The organism is Sphingomonas sp. RS6, assembly GCF_054489705.1.
Map to the genome: position 1 here is coordinate 39,227 of NZ_JBTMWM010000003.1, position 14,629 is coordinate 53,855.

14 protein-coding genes are annotated in these 14,629 nt (G+C 66.2%); 7 read left to right on the plus strand and 7 right to left on the minus strand.

The window, feature by feature from the left end:
* Positions 1–160: 160 nt before the first annotated feature.
* The 6 genes from ACX40Y_RS07400 (at position 161) to ACX40Y_RS07425 (ending at position 5,534) form a co-directional block, all read left to right on the plus strand.
* Complete coding sequence (locus tag ACX40Y_RS07400) at positions 161–1,861, plus strand: class I adenylate-forming enzyme family protein (protein WP_459119234.1); 1,701 nt, start codon at positions 161–163, stop codon at positions 1,859–1,861.
* Positions 1,862–1,913: 52 nt separating this feature from the next.
* Positions 1,914–2,273, plus strand: a complete 360-nt coding sequence (hisI, locus tag ACX40Y_RS07405; RefSeq protein ID WP_459118914.1) for a phosphoribosyl-AMP cyclohydrolase — start codon at positions 1,914–1,916, stop codon at positions 2,271–2,273.
* Complete coding sequence (locus ACX40Y_RS07410) at positions 2,270–2,770, plus strand: hypothetical protein (RefSeq protein WP_459118915.1); 501 nt, start codon at positions 2,270–2,272, stop codon at positions 2,768–2,770. The genes hisI and ACX40Y_RS07410 overlap by 4 nt, the downstream gene beginning before the upstream one ends.
* A 165-nt stretch (positions 2,771–2,935) precedes the next feature.
* Positions 2,936–3,247, plus strand: a complete 312-nt coding sequence (locus ACX40Y_RS07415; protein ID WP_459118916.1) for a hypothetical protein — start codon at positions 2,936–2,938, stop codon at positions 3,245–3,247.
* A gap of 45 nt (positions 3,248–3,292) precedes the next feature.
* A complete protein-coding gene (locus ACX40Y_RS07420; protein WP_459118917.1) occupies positions 3,293–3,721 on the plus strand; it encodes a MerR family transcriptional regulator in 429 nt (142 codons plus the stop codon).
* Positions 3,722–3,731: 10 nt separating this feature from the next.
* On the plus strand, positions 3,732–5,534 hold the full coding sequence (locus tag ACX40Y_RS07425) for an acyl-CoA dehydrogenase C-terminal domain-containing protein (RefSeq protein WP_459118918.1): 1,803 nt from the start codon (positions 3,732–3,734) through the stop codon (positions 5,532–5,534).
* On the opposite strand, the gene ACX40Y_RS07430 is transcribed toward ACX40Y_RS07425, so the two are convergent.
* The 6 genes from ACX40Y_RS07430 to ACX40Y_RS07455 form a co-directional block, all read right to left on the minus strand.
* Positions 5,531–6,796 carry a cell wall hydrolase gene (locus tag ACX40Y_RS07430; RefSeq protein WP_459118919.1) on the minus strand — a complete coding sequence of 422 codons (1,266 nt, stop codon included), beginning with the start codon at positions 6,794–6,796 and terminating at the stop codon, positions 5,531–5,533. The genes ACX40Y_RS07425 and ACX40Y_RS07430 overlap by 4 nt on opposite strands.
* A gap of 184 nt (positions 6,797–6,980) precedes the next feature.
* On the minus strand, positions 6,981–7,901 hold the full coding sequence (cysK, locus tag ACX40Y_RS07435) for a cysteine synthase A (RefSeq protein WP_459118920.1): 921 nt from the start codon (positions 7,899–7,901) through the stop codon (positions 6,981–6,983).
* Entirely contained in the window at positions 7,898–9,220 is a 1,323-nt protein-coding gene (locus ACX40Y_RS07440) for an MFS transporter (RefSeq protein WP_459118921.1), read from the minus strand. Before ACX40Y_RS07440 ends, cysK begins: the two co-directional genes overlap by 4 nt.
* Before the next feature lie 65 nt (positions 9,221–9,285).
* Positions 9,286–10,665: an MFS transporter gene (locus ACX40Y_RS07445; protein WP_459118922.1), complete on the minus strand. Its 1,380-nt coding sequence runs from the start codon at positions 10,663–10,665 to the stop codon at positions 9,286–9,288.
* 136 nt (positions 10,666–10,801) lie between these two features.
* On the minus strand, positions 10,802–10,999 hold the full coding sequence (locus tag ACX40Y_RS07450) for a YdcH family protein (protein WP_459118923.1): 198 nt from the start codon (positions 10,997–10,999) through the stop codon (positions 10,802–10,804).
* Between the two features lie 237 nt (positions 11,000–11,236).
* A complete protein-coding gene (locus tag ACX40Y_RS07455) occupies positions 11,237–11,761 on the minus strand; it encodes a glycine zipper 2TM domain-containing protein (RefSeq protein ID WP_459118924.1) in 525 nt (174 codons plus the stop codon).
* Between the two features lie 199 nt (positions 11,762–11,960).
* Between ACX40Y_RS07455 and ACX40Y_RS07460 the strand changes: the two genes are divergently transcribed.
* Positions 11,961–12,284, plus strand: coding sequence for a hypothetical protein (locus ACX40Y_RS07460; RefSeq protein ID WP_459118925.1), 324 nt, complete (start codon positions 11,961–11,963; stop codon positions 12,282–12,284).
* A gap of 25 nt (positions 12,285–12,309) precedes the next feature.
* Here the strand turns inward: ACX40Y_RS07460 and ACX40Y_RS07465 are convergent, their stop codons facing one another.
* Positions 12,310–14,619 carry an ATP-dependent helicase gene (locus ACX40Y_RS07465; RefSeq protein WP_459118926.1) on the minus strand — a complete coding sequence of 770 codons (2,310 nt, stop codon included), beginning with the start codon at positions 14,617–14,619 and terminating at the stop codon, positions 12,310–12,312.
* Positions 14,620–14,629: the final 10 nt, after the last annotated feature.

Below are 14,629 nucleotides of genomic sequence, written 5' to 3' on the forward strand. Positions count from 1 at the left end.
TCTGTCGTGCGCACGCTTTCTATTGCCTTGAGCGCGTCGCGAATCAACACTAACGTGACGCCTGGTTGGTGGTCGCGCCAAACCCAATGTTCAGAAAGTCATGGAGAGACCCCGCTTGACTCTCGATCCGATCGTGCCGCTGCCCCCCGAATGGCCCAGGATGTCGCTCGCTGCCGTGGAGGCCGCATTGACCGCGCCCGGTGCGCGTTTCGAGACGGAGGCCGTCGATATAAACGGTATTCCGACCCGGGTCTGGAAGAATGCGCCGCCCTCCACCGCAATGCTGCAACGGATGGTCCGCGATTATGGCGATCGGCCATTCTCCGTCTATCAGGACGAAAGGATTACTTATGAGGCGCAGTATCGCGCGGTGTGCCACCTGGCCTGCTGGATGCAGGCGCAGGGCGTGGGCAAGGGTGACCGTGTCGCGCTGGCCATGCGCAACCTGCCGGAATGGGTGACGATCTTATTCGCGGCCACCGGGATCGGCGCGATCCTCGTGCCGCTGAACGCATGGTGGACCGGCGCCGAACTGGAATATGGCCTGAAGGATTCGGGCGCGTCGTTGCTGTTCGTCGATGGCGAACGGCATGAGCGGCTGCGCGATTGCTATTCGTCGCTGCCCGATCTGGAACGCGTGGTGGTCAGCCGCGCCTGCGGTCCGGTCGAGGGCGTGGCGACGACGCTCGATTCGATCCTAGGGCCGTGCAACGACTGGGCCGGGCTCGACGCGATCGACCTGCCCGCCGTGGCGATCGCACCCGACGACGAAGCGACGCTGTTCTACACCAGCGGAACGACCGGCAACCCCAAGGGCGCGATCGGCACGCACCGCAACATCATGAGTAACATCCTCACCAGCGGCTATGCCTCGGCGCGGATGATGCTGCGGCGTGGCGAAATGCCGCCGGCGACGCCGCCGTACAAGGTAGGCCTGCTCGTCATCCCGCTGTTCCATGTCACGGCGTGCAGCGCGGCGCTGATGCCGCTGATCGCCGCCGGGGGCACCACCGTGTTCATGCGCCGCTGGGATCCGGTGGAAGCAATGGCGATCATCGAGCGCGAAAAGGTCAACCTGACCGGGGGCGTGCCGACGATCGCCTGGCAGCTGCTCGAGCATCCCGAGCGGGCCAACTATGACCTGTCGAGCCTTGAGAGTATTGCCTATGGCGGCGCGCCGTCGGCGCCCGAACTGGTGCGGCGGATCTACCAGGAATTCGGGGCGCTGCCCGGCAATGGCTGGGGCATGACGGAAACGATGGCGACGGTCACCAGCCACTCGGCCGAGGATTATCTCGCCCGGCCGACCAGCGCAGGGCCGCCCGTACCCGTCGCTGAGCTCAAGATCATGGACGTCGGTGGCAGCCGCGAACTGCCGATCGGGGAGGTCGGCGAACTCTGGGCCAAGGGGCCGATGATCGTGAAGGGCTATTGGAACAAGCCCGAGGCGACGGCGGAGACCTTTCGCGACGGCTGGGTGCGGACCGGCGATCTGGCACGGCTCGATGAAGAGGGTTTCCTCTACATCGTCGACCGCGCCAAGGACATCATCATTCGCGGCGGCGAGAACATCTATTCGTCGGAAGTCGAGGATGTGCTCTACGCTCACCCGGCGGTGACCGATGCGGCACTGATCGGCATCCCGCACCGGACGCTGGGCGAGGAGCCTGCGGCAGTGGTGCATCTGGCGCCGGGCACCACCGCTACCGAGGCGGAGTTGCAGGCATTCGTGCGCGATCGGATCGCTGCGTTCAAGGTGCCGGTGGCGATCCGCTTTTCGGCCGAGACGCTGCCGCGCAACGCGAACGGCAAGATTCTGAAAAAGGATCTCAAGGCACTGTTCGCCGCGCCGGCGGACTAGCGGCGCCCGGGCAGGGGTGACGGTGCGGGCGAAGGGCGCTAGAGCGTCGGGCGTGAGCAACGAACGCGAAGCAGGCACCGTCCTCGATCCCAAATATGACGCTACCGGGCTGATCACCGCGGTGGCGACTGACATGAACGGCGAGCTGCTGATGGTCGCCCATATGAACGCGGCGGCGCTTGCCGCGACGCTCGACAGCGGGGAAGCAACCTTCTGGTCGCGCAGCCGCCAACGGCTGTGGAAGAAGGGCGAAAGCTCCGGCAACGTGCTGAAGGTGATCGAGGCGCGGATCGATTGCGATCAGGATTGCGTCTGGCTGCGCGTCGAGCCGACCGGTCCCGCTTGCCACACCGGCGCGCGCAGCTGCTTCTACCGTCGGATCGAGGGCGAAGCGCTGGTGCGCGACGCGTGAAGCGGCGGCTGTTGCTGGCGGCCGTGCTGGCACTTGGCGGGTGCGGGCAGGGACGCCAGCCCAGCGATCCGCCGCGCTCGCCTAACCTTGAGCAGGCGGCAATCGCGCGGGGCTTGGTCAGCGATCCGGCCGCCCGCCAGATCACGGGGCTTTTCACGCGCGACACCGACCGGGTCTGCATCGTCAAACAGGCGCAAGCTTATCGCATTGGCGCCGTGGTTGATTATGGCGACGGCATCGGATGCAGCGCGCGCGGGTCCGTCAGCAGATCGGGCGATGCGCTGCGGATCGTGCTCGGCGAGGACGATGGCTGTACCTTCGCCGCGCGGTTCGACGGCGAACGCATCCGCTTCCCCGGCGCGCTTCCAGCGGGCTGTGCGCGATTCTGCCGGCGGCGTGCGTCGTTCACCGGGCTTCAAGTATCACGTCTCAGCGAGTCCGATGCCGAGGCGAGGGCAATGCGCGATCCCGGCGGCCGCGCGCTTTGCCAGGATTGATGACGGACGTCGCCGAAAACCGATGTCAGGTGCACACGGCCGGGCTTCTTCTCGCGAACGCGGTCATGAGGTAGAGTGCGGATCTGCTGGTCGACTCTCGTGAGGTGCCTGGAGATGCGGAGCGTGTTGGCGGCTGCGGTCGTTGCGATCGGATGTGGCGCAGCGATGCCCGCTGCGGCGCAAATATGGGGTGGCGCGACGCCCGCTTCGATAGGTACGTCGCGCCAGGGTCCGTCGCTCGGGCGCGACCTTGCGGGGGTCGATCGCGAAATCGATGCCGGGCGTGCGAACGGCCGGCTGACCCGGGCCGAGGCGAGGGCATTGCGGCGCGAGCGCGACCAGATCGATATGCTTGCAGATCGTTATGGCGCGAACGGAATCAGCGACGCCGAAGCGGCCGAACTCGAAACCCGGGCACGGCTGCTTCGGGAGGATGCGATCCGTGCCAAGTCGATCGAGTCGAAGCCGCCAAAATAGCCTCATCCGCTTGACGTTCACGTAAAGGTAAACTACAAAAGCGGTATGTCCGCTGCTGCCCATCCGCTTGAGGCCCTGGCGCCCATCGAACCGCGTCCCGATCGCGACACCTTCTCGATTTCCGACCTGTGCGCCGAATTTGGCGTGACGCCGCGTGCGCTCCGCTTCTACGAAGATGAGGGGCTGATCGCGCCCGAGCGGCGCGGCACGCAGCGGATCTACTCGCACCGCGATCGTGCGCGGCTGGCCTGGATCCTGCGCGGCAAACGCGTCGGCTTCAGCCTTGCCGAGATTCGCGAGATGATCGACCTTTATGATGTCGGCGACGGCCGGCGCATCCAGCGGCAGGTGACGCTGGAGCGCTGCCTCGATCGCATCCGCCTGCTGGAAAATCAGAAACAGGATATCGACGCACATATCGTCGAACTGAGCAATTTCGTCGAACTGCTAAAAAGCAGCGATTCCGAACACTGAGGAGCCTGGAATGCCGCAATATACGCCGCCCGTGCGCGACACGCGCTTCATCCTCGATCATGTGATCGGGCTGGACCGCTATACCAATCTGCCCGGTTTCGAGAATGCGACCCCCGACATGGTCGACGCCGTGCTCGACGAAGGCGGGCGCTTCGTTGCCGAGGTGCTGTTCCCGATCAACCACAGCGGCGATCAGCAAGGCTGCACGCGCCACGACGACGGCAGCGTCACCACGCCCGACGGGTTCAAGGACGCCTATGCCAAGTTCGTCGAGAGCGGCTGGGGCACGCTGAGCGCGCCGAGCGAATTTGGCGGGCAGGGGATGCCGCACATCGTCTCGACCGCGTTCCAGGAATATATGATCTCGGCCAACATGGCCTTCGCCATGTATCCGGGCCTGACGCACGGCGCGATCGCCGCGCTACTGGTCAAGGGCTCGGACGAGCAGAAGGCCAAATATGTCCCCAAGATGGTGTCGGGCGAATGGGGCGGCACGATGAACCTCACCGAGCCGCAATGCGGCACCGATCTCGGCCTCATCAAGACCAAGGCGGAGCTCAATGCCGATGGATCGTACAGCATCACCGGCACCAAGATCTTCATCTCGTCGGGCGAGCACGACCTGACGAGCAACATCATCCATCTGGTGCTCGCCAAGACGCCGGGTGCGCCGGACAGCACCAAGGGCATTTCGCTGTTCGTCGTACCCAAGTTCATCGTCAACGACGACGGCTCGCTGGGCGAGCGCAACGCGGTGTCATGCGGCTCGATCGAGCACAAGATGGGCATCCACGCCAATTCGACCTGCGTGATGAACTATGACGGCGCGAAGGGTTGGCTGGTCGGCGAGGAGATGAAGGGCTTGGCCGCGATGTTCATCATGATGAACGCGGCGCGGCTGGGCGTGGGCCTGCAGGGACTGGGGATCGCCGAAGTGGCGATGCAGAATGCGGTTCAATATGCCGGCGACCGCCGCCAGGGCCGTGCGCTGACCGGCCCGCAGGAGCCGGGCGAGAAGGCCGATACGCTGTTCGTCCATCCCGATGTGCGCCGCATGCTGATGGAGGCCAAGGCGCAGATCGAGGGCATGCGCGCGCTATGCCTGTGGGGCGCGCTCCAGGTCGATCTCGAACATGCCGCGCCGACCGAGGAGGAGCGCCAGCTCGCGGCCGATCTGGTCGGGCTGCTGACGCCGGTGATCAAGGGCGTCGGCACCGATATCGGCTACCGCGTCGCGACCGATTGCCAGCAGGTTTACGGCGGGCATGGCTACATCGCCGAATGGGGCATGGAGCAGTATGTTCGCGATGCCCGGATCGCGATGATCTATGAAGGCACCAATGGCGTCCAGGCGATGGACCTGGTCGGTCGAAAGCTGGCGATGCAGGGCGGCCGGGCGATCCAGGCGCTGTTCCGCGTGACCGGCGAGGAAATCGCGGTGGCGAAGCACAACGAAAAGCTGAAGGGCTTTGCCGAGGCGCTGGAAAAGGCGCTGGCCCATTTGCAGGGCGCGACGATGTGGTTGGCGGCGAACGGCTTTCAGAACCCCAACCATGTCGGCGCCGGTGCCTATCCCTATATGCAGCTCACCGGCACGGTCGCGCTGGGGCTGATGTGGCTGCGCATGGCATCGGCGGCGGTGGATGCGCTCGCCGCCGGCAGCGGCGATGCGAAGTTCCTAGAGGCCAAGCTGGTCACCGCTCGCTTCTTTGCCGAGCGTTTTCTGACCGATGCTAGTGGCCTGCGCCGCAAGATCGAAGCGGGCGGCGATGCGGTGATGGCGCTGGAGCCGGAGATGTTCCGGGCGGCTTAATTGCCGGGTTTGGCGGGGACGGCGGCGGCGGGCGTTTTCCGTCGCACGCCGCCGAGCTGCGGCGGCCCGGCCGCTTCGGGGGCTCCGGGAGACGTGGTTGGCGAGGGCGTCGGGCTGGGCGTTGGCGCGACATAGGCCTGTCGGCGCATGCACTGGACGGCCGTGGGACGCTGGAAGCGTTCGCAGTTCCACAGCGCCTTGGCATAGCCGACGCTATCGTCGCGAAGATAGCTGAATGCCATCGCCGCTGCCTGGTCCCCTGTCGGCGGCAGCCTCGCCGGTTTCATCGCCGCGTCGCTCCACGCCATGAACTTGCAGTAGGGACGCTCGCCGCACGCCTTGATCGCGAGCGCGGGAAAGCTTTCCGATTCGATCCCTTTCGGCAGTACGAGCAGGAACACGTTGGCTTCGCCGGCCACCGGCTGCGGGACGGCGCCCGCCGGAATCGCGGCGATCCGGGCGTCGAGATCACCGGGCAGGTTGCTTGCCGGATCGGTTGGTTCCGCATCTTCGCCTTGGTGGGCGGGCGATAGCCGCGCCATCAGCCCGACATTGGGCTCGTCCGCAATATAGCCACGGTCGAATGCCGGTGGCGTGCCCCACCAGCCGGCCCAGCGGAAGAAAAGGTGGGTATGAACCTCGGTGATCTTGTCGAGGCTGGCGCTCCAATAGGGCACGACCCATTCGGTGTGATAGTGTGTCGCGTGGCCGACCTGCCGGTAGACCGACCCTTCGAGCGCCGCCCGGGCGATCGACAGGGCACGGGTCCAGGCAGCCGGGCTGGGCGAATAGCGCAGCATCGCGCCGTCGCAGGTGAAGGTGAACTGGCAGCCGGTGCTCCGTTCGGATCCCTGAAACACCACGCCGCAAACCGTTTTCGGAAAGGCAGGGTGGCGCACGCGATTGAGCACGACCTGCGCCACCGCACGCTCGCCCACGGCGTCGTCGCCCGCCTCGTAATAGATCGCCGCCGCCAGGCAATCGATCGCACGCGCCTGGCTCTGCGCGCTGCCGGTCAGACGGAAGGGCCGGGCGGCCGGATTGGGTGCCGTGGAGAATGGGATGTCCGCATTGAACGCGCGGGCTTCGTCGGGTGAAAGGCTGGCGATCGCCACCGGCTCGACCGGCGGCAATTCTTCCTTGGGCACGACACGCTGTGCGATTGCGATCGGCGGTCGCCGCTTTGCCGGCGTCGGCGAGGCCGCGTTTCGGACGAGCAGCGTCGGCACCACCAGCGCAGCGAGGGCCGTTACACCGAGCACGATGCGCAGTGCCGACGGCACATGCTCATTCGCAATCGATGCCGAAACGGTGGAAAAAGGGCGGGCGGCGGGCACGGCGGCCACAGTTACTCTCGATCGACAGGCGGGCATAGCGGCTACCCACGGGGCACCAATCGGGGCGGCGGGTGCCCGGCCGATGCGTTGCCATCGGCCGGGCGGTTCATCAGCTCTCGGGCAGGAAGTCCGGGACGCTCAGATAGCGTTCGCCGGTATCATAATTGAAGCCCAGCACGCGGCTGCCCTCCGGCAGGTCGGGCAGCTTCTGGAGGATGCCCGCCAGCGTCGCGCCGGACGAGATGCCGACCAGCATGCCCTCTTCGCGGGCGGCGCGGCGGGCCATGTCCTTGGCGACGGCGGCATCGACCTTGACGACGCCATCGATCGCCTGGGTGTGCAGGTTGCGGGGAACGAACCCGGCGCCGATGCCCTGGATCGGGTGCGGCCCGGGCTGGCCGCCCGAGATGACCGGTGAAAGCTCGGGCTCGACCGCATAGACCTTGAGATCGGGCCATTCCTTCTTCAGTGCCTCGGCGACACCGGTGATGTGGCCGCCGGTGCCCACGCCCGTGATGATGACGTCGATCGGGGTGTCGCGGAAATCGTTGAGGATTTCCTGCGCCGTGGTGCGGACATGGACGTCGATGTTCGCGGGATTCTCGAACTGTTGCGGCATCCAAGCACCTGGCGTCGCCTCGACGATCTCGATCGCGCGTTCGATGGCGCCCTTCATCCCCTTTTCGCGCGGCGTGAGGTCGAAGCTCGCCCCATAAGCGAGCATGAGCCGGCGGCGCTCGATCGACATCGACTCGGGCATCACCAGGATCAGCTTGTAGCCCTTGACCGCCGCGACCATCGCCAGCCCGACGCCGGTATTGCCGCTGGTCGGTTCGACGATCGTGCCGCCGGGCTTCAGGCTGCCATCGGCCTCCGCCGCCTCGATCATCGCCAGCGCGATGCGATCCTTGATCGATCCGCCGGGGTTCGATCGTTCAGACTTGATCCAGACCTCGGCGCCGGGGAACAGCTTGTTGATCCGGACGTGCGGCGTGTTGCCGATCGTTTCGAGGATCGTATTGGCCTTCATGTCGTCATCTCCTTCGGAGGGATTTCCAGGGTGGCCGGAGGATCGAACGTTCGCGCCCGCCGCAGCTCGGGAAATAGCCGCGCCCATGCCACCGTGACAAGGATTGCGCCGATCCCGCCGCCGACCACTGCGGCGACCGGCCCGATCAGCGCGGCGAGGAAGCCCGATTCGGCCTCGCCGAGTTCGTTCGAGCCGGATACGAACAGCGTCGACACCGCGCCGACGCGGCCGCGCATCTCATCCGGCGTGTAGAGCTGGATCAAGGACTGGCGGACATAGACCGAGATCATGTCGGCAGCCCCCAGCACGAACAGTGCCGCCAGCGATATAAGGACCGCGGGCGAAAGGTCGCTCCCGACGGCCTGTGGCCCCAGCAGCGGCACCATGATCGGCGCGGCGGCGCCGAACACGACCGTCGCGAGCCCGAATAGCGCGACCGCGAACAGCATCTTCACGCCCACATTGGTCTTGAGCGGGCGCCAGGAAAAGAACAACGCGGTCACAACAGCCCCCAACGCAGGAGCGGCACGAAGGTGCCCCAGGCCTTCGGAGCCAACCTGAAGGATGTCCCGCGCATAGACCGGCAGCATCGCGGTCGCGCCGCCCAGCAGCACGGCGAACAGATCGAGCGAGATCGCGCCGAGCACCAGCCGGTTGCGGCGAACATAGTGGAGGCCGTCGATCATCTGCGCCCAGGGGCTGCCGCTGAACTTCGCCGCGGGCCGCGGCACCGGGCCGATCAGGAACAGCATCAGCAGCGACAGCAGGAACAGCCCGGCCGACACCGCATAGGCGAGCCACGACGCAGCGGCATAGAGATAGCCGCCCATTGCCGGCCCGACCACCGTTCCCGCCTGCCAGGCGAGCGAACTGAGCGCGATCGCAGTTGGCAGGATCGCCTTCGGCACGAGATTGGGCGCGAGCGCACCCAGCGCCGGCCCGGCAAAGGCCCGTGCCACACCCAGCAGCGCCGCGATTGCGAACAGGTGTGGCAGGGCGATCGTCTGGCGCAAGGTGAGCCACGCCAGGCTGAGTGCGCAAAATGCCTCCAGCGCGACGGCGCCGCGCGCGATCCAGCGCCGGTCTACCCGATCGGCGACCCAGCCGGTAAACAGCGACAGGAGCAGCAGCGGCACGAACTGGGCGACGCCGATCATGCCGAGCTGGAAAGCGGCTTCCTTGATCGTCATCGATGCGCGGGCCAGATCGTAAACCTGCCAGCCGATCACGATCACCATCGCCATCTGGCCGAGCGTGGCGGAAAGACGGGCGATGAAATAGGCGCGGAAATTGCCGAAGGCGAAGGGGTGCGATGCCATGACGCGGCTCTTGGCGCGTGATGGCGAGGCCCGCAATCATCTAATCGCTTGGGTGCGCTAAAGCCTCAGCCTACCGTCTCGGCCTCGTGCACCGCCGGGTTGCGCCCCGAAGGCCGCAGCCGCGCGACGCTGCACAGGCCGGCGATCAGCGCCAGACCAGCCGCGACGAGCGGTGGAGTGGCGCCGCCGCCGGTGCCGAACGCCAGCAGTGCCGCGGCCAGCGTAGCGCCTGTCGTCTGTCCGACCATGCGGGTGGTGGAGATCAGGCCGCCCGCTGCGGCCGCGCGCTCGGTCGGCGCGGATCCGATGATGAGGCGTGCATTGGGTGACAAGAACATGCCGAACCCCGCGCCCGTCAGCGACATCCGCCAGGCGATGTCGAACCAGTCCGGCGCCACCGGGAGGAACGCGAGGGAGACTAGCCCTGCAATCGCCAACGCCATGCCGATCCCGCCCAGCGCGCCTGCTGGATAGCGATCGGACAGGGTGCCCGCGAGCGGCGCGACGAACATTGTCGTCAGCGGCCAGGGCGCAATCACCGCGCCGACTTCGGATGGGGCGAAGCCATAGCCGTGCTGGAGGCGGAAGGGCAGCGACAGCAGCAGCGTCATCGATGCGGTGAAGGCCGTGAGCGCGCCGATGGTCGAAAGCGCCAGCACCGGCCGCCCCAGCAGGTCGATCGGCAGGATCGGCTGCGCCTCGCCGCGCTCGCGCCGGACGAACAGGATGCCGACCGCAATGCCCGCAATCACGACGGCGGCAGAAACCACCGGGCTGTCGCCATGAACCGCGCTTTCGAGTCCGCCGATCACCAGTCCGAACATCGCCGCGCAGAGCAGTGCGCCTAGCACGTCGAACGGCTCGGTGCTCCGATCCGAATCGGGCAGCGAGCGTCCGAGCAAAAGGCTCATCACCGCGAACGGCACCGCCGATGCGAACACCCACGGCCAGGGTGCGATGGCGAGGACGAGCCCGCCCAAGGTCGGCGCCAGTGCCGCCGAGACCGAAACGACAACCGAGTTGACACCGAGCCCACGCCCGAGCTGGTTCTTCGGATAGATCTGCCTGACGAGCGCGGAAGAGACGCTGAGCGCCGCCGCCGCGCCGGCCGCCTGCGCCGCTCGCACGATCAGCAGGAACGGCAGGCTTTCGGCAAAGAAACAGAGCACCGTGGCGATGGTGAACACGATCTGGCCGGCCTGATACAGGCGTTTGAGCCCGATCCTGGCCCCGAGCCCCGAAAAGGGGAGCAGCAGCATCACCAGGACCAGCTGGTAGATCGTGACGATCGCCACGGCCGACGACGATTCGACGTGCAGATCGCTGGCGATCGTTGGCAGCGCGACCGTCGCGATCGCGCCGTCGATGACGACGAGCGCGGTGCCGAACGAAATTGCCGCGATCGCGGCGAAGCGGCGGGGGGTGGGCAGACCGTCGGATTGCATCGGCGCTTATTGCATCAGCCGATGCAAGGTTCCCAGCGCGATCTTGCATTCACCGCGGAGATGGCGATGCGCCTGCCGGCCGCCGCGAACGTGGCGCCACCGGTCGGCCCGGCGGCGCCCCGGCTCTGGTCGCCGATCAGCGTGTCGAGCGCACCAGCGCCAGCCGCGCGGCCGGCGCCGGCAAATAGAGGTGCAGGCGATCCTTCACCGCCAGCTTGTGCTTCTTCAGTTGCGAAAGTCGAAACTGGTCGGGCAGCCGCCGCATCAACTCGCGCCGGATTTCACGTTCCAGCCGGTGGTGGGTCGCGATCAGCCGTTCGACAAGCGTATTCATTCAAGCCTCCATCGATGGATATTGCATCGATCGAGTGGCCCGATGTCGGTTCACGGAGGGTGCGGGGGAGACACGTCGTCAACCAGCACCGAGCGCACTCGATGCGGTCCGACATCACGGGGCCTTCGCAAGGAAGACCGCCGCCAGAGGGGCCCGGTCCCGCCCAAACAACATCGGTGCGATCGCGTGATCGTGCAAGTGGCCCCGGGCAAAAAAATCGCCCGGGGCAGCAAGGCGTCAGCGGCAGCGAACGTCCTGATTGTTCTGCTGGTTGTTCTTGTCGACCGACGCGCCGATCGCGCCGCCGGCGATTGCCCCCAGCAGGGTGCCGACCGTGCTCGAATGACGGCTGGAGATGACGTTGCCGAACAGGCCGCCGGCAGCCGCACCGACGATCAGCCCGGTGGTGCCGTCGGGGCGCTTGCAGTAATAACGGCCGTCCTGGCCGCGGTACACGCGATCATTGGGGCCGAGCACGACTTCGCTGCTGCCCGGACGATAATAGCGCGACGGTTCGTAATCACCTTCGTCGCGGATATCGACGCGCGGCGGCGGCGCGTGCGCGATCCAGTCGCTATACTCGGCATAGCGCGATGCCGCCTGCTGGAAGATGCGGTATTCACGGTCGAAGCGGTCGCGAGCTGCCTCGAAACGGGCGCGCTCCTGCTCGGGCGTGGAGAAACGGGCTCCGTTCTGCGCAAGCGCCGGCGTTGCGACCGACAGCCCGGCAGCCGCGACGGCGAGGGCGATCAATGGCTTCATGCGAAATCTCCTTGTTCATCATCGATATTGGTCCGTCGCCGGAACGAACCCCGTCATCCGGGCTTGCGCGTGAAGGCCGGCTGAACGAAGCTGCGCGAAATGACGGGTGCTGGGGAGGACGACACAATGGCTGGCACGATACGTTTTTGCTGCTATGCAGCATTGGTATTAGATTTGTCCTGTCAACGTTAGTGAGACCGTGACCGAAGCCCCCGTCAACAACACGCCCTTCGTGCTGGAGGGCATTGTGCGCCTGCGCTGCCTTCAGGTGACCTATAATCGCACGCGCATGATCGTCGCGCCGCATATCCTGTATACGCGCAACGAGTCGCTTTACACCGATGCGCTGGTCGTCTCGCGCGAAGGGATGCTGCCGCGCGAGCCCAAGATCGGGACGTTCAAGGTGGACGGCCTTCGCGAGGTCGCGGTGCTCGACCGAGCGTTCGAGATCAGCCCGCTGTTCGATGCCGAACTCGACAAATATGCCGGCGTTACGTTGATGGCCATCGAGCCCGAGGCCTGATCCGCAGCCGGCGTGCGCCGCACGATCACTCCGCCAGGCTGACGAAACTGTCCATCACGCGCTTGCGGCCGGCCTGTTCGAATTCGATCTCCAGCTTGTTGCCTTCGATTTCCGCGATCGTGCCATAGCCGAACTTCTGGTGGAAGACGCGCATGCCGATTGCGAGATCGTCGCGCGGCTTGGCGCCGAAACTGACGGCGGACGCGCGGCTTTCCAGCACGCGCGGCTGATCGCGGGTGAAGGTTCGGGCGGTAAAGCCGCCGCCGGGGTTCTTCGGATCGACGCCGGCTGCGCGCTGCCAGCCCGGTCCGCGGCCGGCGCCGCGGGACACATCGGCAAACGGATCGCTCCGCTCGCTCCAGTTCGCGCGCCACAGGCTTTCGCCGCCGCTCATCGTGCTTTCGGCCTCGACATGCTCGGGCGGCAGCTCGCCGATGAAACGGCTTGGCAGGCTCGACGTCCATTGGCCGTAGATGCGCCGGTTTGCCGCGTGGAGGATAATCGCCCGCTGCCTGGCGCGGGTGATCGCGACATAGGCAAGGCGCCGTTCCTCTTCGAGGCTTGCTAGCCCGCCTTCGTCAAGCGCCCGCTGCGACGGGAAGATTCCTTCCTCCCAGCCAGCGAGGAAAACGGTGTCGAACTCCAGCCCCTTGGCGGCGTGGATCGTCATGATCGTCACCTTCGGCTCCTCGGCCGAGGCCTCGTTGTCCATGACGAGGCTGACATGCTCGAGGAATGCCGAAAGCGTCTCATATTCCTCCATCGCCCGAACGAGTTCGTTCAGATTCTCGAGCCGGCCGGCGGCCTCGGTGGTGCGATCGGCCTGCCACATCGCGGTATAGCCGCTCTCGTCGAGGATGATCCGCGCGAGATCCGGGTGTTGCAGGTCGTTGCCCATGCTCCGCCAGCGCGCCATGTCGCCGATCAGGTTGCCGAGCGATCGTCGGGCCTGCGGCGTAAGTTCATCGGTATCGAGGATGCGCGCGGCGGCGGCCGTCAGCGGCAGGCCCTGCACTCGGGCGAACTGGTGGACCTTGGCGAGCGCCTTGTCGCCCAGACCGCGCTTGGGGACGTTGACGATACGCTCGAACGCCAGGTCGTCTGCCGGCTGCGCCACCACCCGCAAATAGGCAAGCGCATCGCGGATTTCCTGTCGTTCGTAGAAGCGGAAGCCGCCGATGATGCGATAGGGAAGGCCGATCGCGATGAACCGGTCTTCGAATTCGCGCGTCTGGTGCTGTGCGCGCACCAGAATCGCGGCGCCTTCAAGGCTCAGGCCGCCGCGTTGCAGCCCCTCAATCTCCTCGCCGACACGGCGCGCCTCTTCCGGGCCGTCCCAGACGCCCAGAACCTTGACCTTTTCGCCGACGTCCACCTCGGTCCACAGCGTCTTGCCCAGCCGGCCGCCGTTATTGGCGATCACGCCCGATGCGGCGCCCAGAATGTGCGGCGTGGAGCGGTAATTCTGTTCGAGCCGGATCACCTTCGCGCCGGGGAAGTCCTTTTCGAACTTCAGGATGTTTTCCACCTGCGCGCCGCGCCAGCTGTAGATCGACTGATCGTCGTCGCCCACGCAGCAGATGTTCTTGCGTTCCTGCGCCAGCAGCCGAAGCCACAGATACTGGACGGCGTTGGTATCCTGATATTCGTCGACCATGATGTAACGGAAGCGCTGCTGATACTGCGCCAGAACGTCGCGGTCGGTTTTCAGGATGGTCAGCATGTGCAGCAGCAGGTCGCCGAAGTCGCAGGCGTTCAGCAGCCGCAGCCGTTCCTGATACTGTGCGTAGAGCGATTGTCCGCGGCCAGCGGCATAGGCCTCGGATTCCCCGCCATCGAGATCGGCAGGCACGAGCCCGCGATTCTTCCAGCCATCGATCAGCCCCGCCAGCTGGCGCGCCGGCCAGCGTTTCTCGTCGAGATCATTGGCGACGATCAACTGCTTCAGCAGGCGCAACTGGTCGTCGGTATCGAGGATGGTGAAGTTGCTTTGCAGCCCGACCAGCTCGGCATGCCGCCGCAGCATCTTTGCGCCGATCGCGTGAAAGGTGCCGAGCCACGGCATGCCTTCGACAGCCTCGCCGACTAGCCTGCCGACGCGCTCGCGCATTTCCCGGGCGGCGCGGTTGGTGAAGGTGACGGCCAGAATCTCCGAGGGGTAGGCGCGCCGCGTCCACAACAGATGTGCCAGCCTTGCGGTCAGCGCGGCTGTCTTGCCCGTGCCCGCGCCGGCCAGCACCAGCACGGGGCCGTCAGTGGTCAGCACGGCATCGCGCTGCGGCTCGTTCAGTCCGTGCAGATAGGGGGCGTCGGGTGTTTCGATCGGGGTCGGCATCCGCGAACAA

Excerpts from the sequence above, each read along its gene's own strand:
- ACX40Y_RS07400 (WP_459119234.1), top strand. The coding sequence starts at position 161 with ATGTCGCTCGCTGCCGTGGAGGCCGCATTGACCGCGCCCGGTGCGCGT.
- ACX40Y_RS07415 (WP_459118916.1), top strand. The coding sequence starts at position 2,936 with ATGCCCGCTGCGGCGCAAATATGGGGTGGCGCGACGCCCGCTTCGATA.
- ACX40Y_RS07420 (WP_459118917.1), top strand. The coding sequence starts at position 3,293 with ATGTCCGCTGCTGCCCATCCGCTTGAGGCCCTGGCGCCCATCGAACCG.
- ACX40Y_RS07425 (WP_459118918.1), top strand. The coding sequence starts at position 3,732 with ATGCCGCAATATACGCCGCCCGTGCGCGACACGCGCTTCATCCTCGAT.
- cysK (WP_459118920.1), bottom strand. The coding sequence starts at position 7,901 with ATGAAGGCCAATACGATCCTCGAAACGATCGGCAACACGCCGCACGTC.
- ACX40Y_RS07440 (WP_459118921.1), bottom strand. The coding sequence starts at position 9,220 with ATGGCATCGCACCCCTTCGCCTTCGGCAATTTCCGCGCCTATTTCATC.
- ACX40Y_RS07445 (WP_459118922.1), bottom strand. The coding sequence starts at position 10,665 with ATGCAATCCGACGGTCTGCCCACCCCCCGCCGCTTCGCCGCGATCGCG.
- ACX40Y_RS07450 (WP_459118923.1), bottom strand. The coding sequence starts at position 10,999 with ATGAATACGCTTGTCGAACGGCTGATCGCGACCCACCACCGGCTGGAA.
- ACX40Y_RS07455 (WP_459118924.1), bottom strand. The coding sequence starts at position 11,761 with ATGAAGCCATTGATCGCCCTCGCCGTCGCGGCTGCCGGGCTGTCGGTC.
- ACX40Y_RS07465 (WP_459118926.1), bottom strand. The coding sequence starts at position 14,619 with ATGCCGACCCCGATCGAAACACCCGACGCCCCCTATCTGCACGGACTG.